The sequence below is a fragment of the Sphingomonas sp. PL-96 genome (assembly GCF_020707215.1).
Classification (GTDB): Bacteria; Pseudomonadota; Alphaproteobacteria; order Sphingomonadales; family Sphingomonadaceae; genus Sphingomonas.
Genome location: NZ_JAJFET010000019.1, coordinates 2,501 through 5,694, shown reverse-complemented (window position 1 = coordinate 5,694; position 3,194 = coordinate 2,501). Strand labels below are relative to the sequence as shown.

The following is a 3,194-nucleotide window of genomic DNA, read 5'->3' as shown; positions in this document are numbered from 1 at the left end:
CCTGCTGCTGACGGCTCAAACGCAAACAGCCCCGTCTCTGGTGAGACGGGGCTGTTTTGTGTGTGGTTGCGGGGACAGGATTTGAACCTGTGACCTTCAGGTTATGAGCCTGACGAGCTACCGGGCTGCTCCACCCCGCGACAGGTGTGGATTTGCATTGTGAATGGGTTTGTGAGCACGGGCTTCAATGCCTGGCGACGACCTACTCTTCCATCGCTTGAGCGATAGTACCATTGGCGCGGTCTGGTTTCACGGCCGAGTTCGGGATGGGATCGGGTGGGTCACAGACGCTATAGCCACCAAGCAATGAAGCCGGTGCACACAAGTTTTTCAAATCGATTGGTTCAAGGCTGGGAGTACATCCGCATCGGGTGACAACCCAGGGTTGTCGTTGATGGTGTGCAACTCTCAAGCGCGAATAGGACAATTAGTATCGGTTAGCTACACGCGTTACCGCGCTTCCACATCCGATCTATCAAGGTCGTGGTCTCCGACCGTCCTATGAAATCTTATCTCGAGGGAGGCTTCCCGCTTAGATGCTTTCAGCGGTTATCCCGTCCGTACATAGCTACCCTGCTGCGCCGTTGGCACGACGACAGGTACACCAGAGGTACGTTCAACCCGGTCCTCTCGTACTAGGGTCAACTCCTCTCAAATTTCGACGCCCACGGCAGATAGGGACCAAACTGTCTCGCGACGTTCTGAACCCAGCTCACGTACCACTTTAATTGGCGAACAGCCAAACCCTTGGGACCTGCTCCAGCCCCAGGATGTGATGAGCCGACATCGAGGTGCCAAACAACCCCGTCGATATGAGCTCTTGGGGGTTATCAGCCTGTTATCCCCGGCGTACCTTTTATCCGTTGAGCGATGGCCCTTCCACGAGGGACCACCGGATCACTATGACCGACTTTCGTCTCTGCTCGACTTGTCAGTCTCGCAGTCAGGCTGGCTTATGCCATTGCACTCTAACAGCCGGTTTCCAACCGGCCTGAGCCAACCTTCGCGCGCCTCCGTTACTCTTTAGGAGGCGACCGCCCCAGTCAAACTACCCGCCACAGAGGGTCCCTCGCCCAGTTTCATGGGCGCAGGTTAGACAGTAAAGAACAACAGGGTGGTATTTCACTTGGTGGCTCCACACCAGCTGGCGCCGGTGCTTCAAAGCCTCCCACCTATTCTACACAGTTGTTCTCCACTGCCACTCTGAAGCTGCAGTAAAGGTGCACGGGGTCTTTCCGTCTAACCGCGGGTACTCCGCATCTTCACGGAGAATTCAATTTCGCTGAGCATGTCCTGGAGACAGTGGGGAAGTCGTTACGCCATTCGTGCAGGTCGGAACTTACCCGACAAGGAATTTCGCTACCTTAGGACCGTTATAGTTACGGCCGCCGTTTACCTGGGCTTCATTTCGGAGCTTGCACCCCTCCACTTAACCTTCAGGCACCGGGCAGGCGTCAGACCCTATACGTCGTCTTGAAGCCGACTTAGCAGAGCCCTGTGTTTTTGCTAAACAGTCGCTACCCCCTGGCCTGTGCCCCCCAACAGAGCTTGCGCTTAGTTGGGGCCTCCTTCTTCCGAAGGTACGGAGGCAATTTGCCGAGTTCCTTCAGGACACTTCTCTCAAGCGCCTTGGTATACTCTACCTGACCACCTGTGTCGGTTTCGGGTACGGTCTATACGGTGGGGCTATTTCCCGGGACAGCTTCGAAGCCAGCTCAATCCGATAAGAGCTGACAACACACGCCATCCGTCACACACCACCAGGCTGCGGAATATTAACCGCATTCCCATCGACTACCCCCTTCGGGCTCGTCTTAGGGGCCGGCTCACCCTGCGCGGATTAGCCTTGCGCAGGAACCCTTGGTCTTTCGGCGAGAGGGCATCTCACCCTCTTTATCGCTACTCATGTCTGCATTCGCACTTCCGATACCTCCACGGTCGGTTACCCTCCCGCTTCACAGGCGTACGGAACGCTCCGCTACCGCGTGATCAAAGATCACACCCTAAGCTTCGGTGCGTGTCTTGAGCCCCGTTACATCTTCGCCGCAGGAACCCTTGATTAGACCAGTGAGCTGTTACGCTTTCTTTAAAGGATGGCTGCTTCTAAGCCAACCTCCTGGTTGTTTTGGGATTCCCACATGCTTTCCCACTTAGACACGACTTGGGGACCTTAGCTGTAGGTCAGGGCTGTTTCCCTTTTGACGACGGACCTTAGCACCCGCCGTCTGTCTCCCGAGTAGTACTCCTAGGTATTCGGAGTTTGGTTAGGTTTGGTAGATCTCGCGACCCCCTAGCCCATCCAGTGCTCTACCCCCTAGGGTATTCGCTCGAGGCACTACCTCAATAGTTTTCGCGGAGAACCAGCTATTTCCCGGCTTGATTGGCCTTTCACCCCTAAGCACAACTCATCCGGTAACTTTTCAACGTTAATCGGTTCGGACCTCCAGTGCGTGTTACCGCACCTTCATCCTGGTCATGCATAGATCGCCGGGTTTCGGGTCTAATGCATCAAACTTCGTCGCCCTATTCAGACTCGCTTTCGCTGCGCCTACACCTAACGGCTTAAGCTTGCTTGATACATTAAGTCACAGACCCATTATGCAAGAGGTACGCGGTCACCCCATAAAGAGGCTCCCACTGCTTGTAGGCAATCCGTTTCAGGTACTGTTTCACTCCCCTCATCGGGGTGCTTTTCACCTTTCCCTCACGGTACTAGTTCGCTATCGGTCATGTACGAGTATTTAGGCTTGGAGGGTGGTCCCCCCATGTTCAGACAGGATTTCACGTGTCCCGCCCTACTCGAGTCCCAACACATCACTTTCGCATACGGGGCTGTCACCCGCTATGGCCACACTTTCCAATGTGTTCTGCTAGTTGAATGTCAGGCACTGGCCTGGTCCGCGTTCGCTCGCCACTACTAACGGAATCTCGGTTGATGTCTTTTCCTCCGGCTACTGAGATGTTTCAGTTCACCGGGTTCGCTTCACCAAAGCTATGTATTCACTTCGGTGATACCTTTCCCATTTAACCCGGCCGATGTTTGCACACCGGCTGAATTAAATGGTGAAGGTGGGTTCCCCCATTCGGAAATCGTCGGGTCAAAGGTTGCTCACACCTCACCGACGCTTATCGCAGCGTGCCACGTCCTTCATCGCCTGTACATGCCAAGGCATCCACGAATTGCCCTTACCTCA

At 54.9% G+C, this 3,194-nt stretch carries 1 tRNA gene and 2 rRNA genes (1 of these 3 cut by a window edge); all 3 read right to left on the bottom strand.

Going from position 1 to position 3,194, the window contains the following annotated elements:
- Positions 1-63 precede the first annotated feature (63 nt).
- A tRNA-Met gene (locus LK533_RS17725) sits at positions 64-140 on the bottom strand.
- A gap of 49 nt (positions 141-189) precedes the next feature.
- Positions 190-304: ribosomal RNA gene (gene rrf, locus LK533_RS17720) — 5S ribosomal RNA — on the bottom strand.
- Between the two features lie 103 nt (positions 305-407).
- Positions 408-3,194: ribosomal RNA gene (locus LK533_RS17715) — 23S ribosomal RNA — on the bottom strand (it continues 6 nt past the right edge of the window).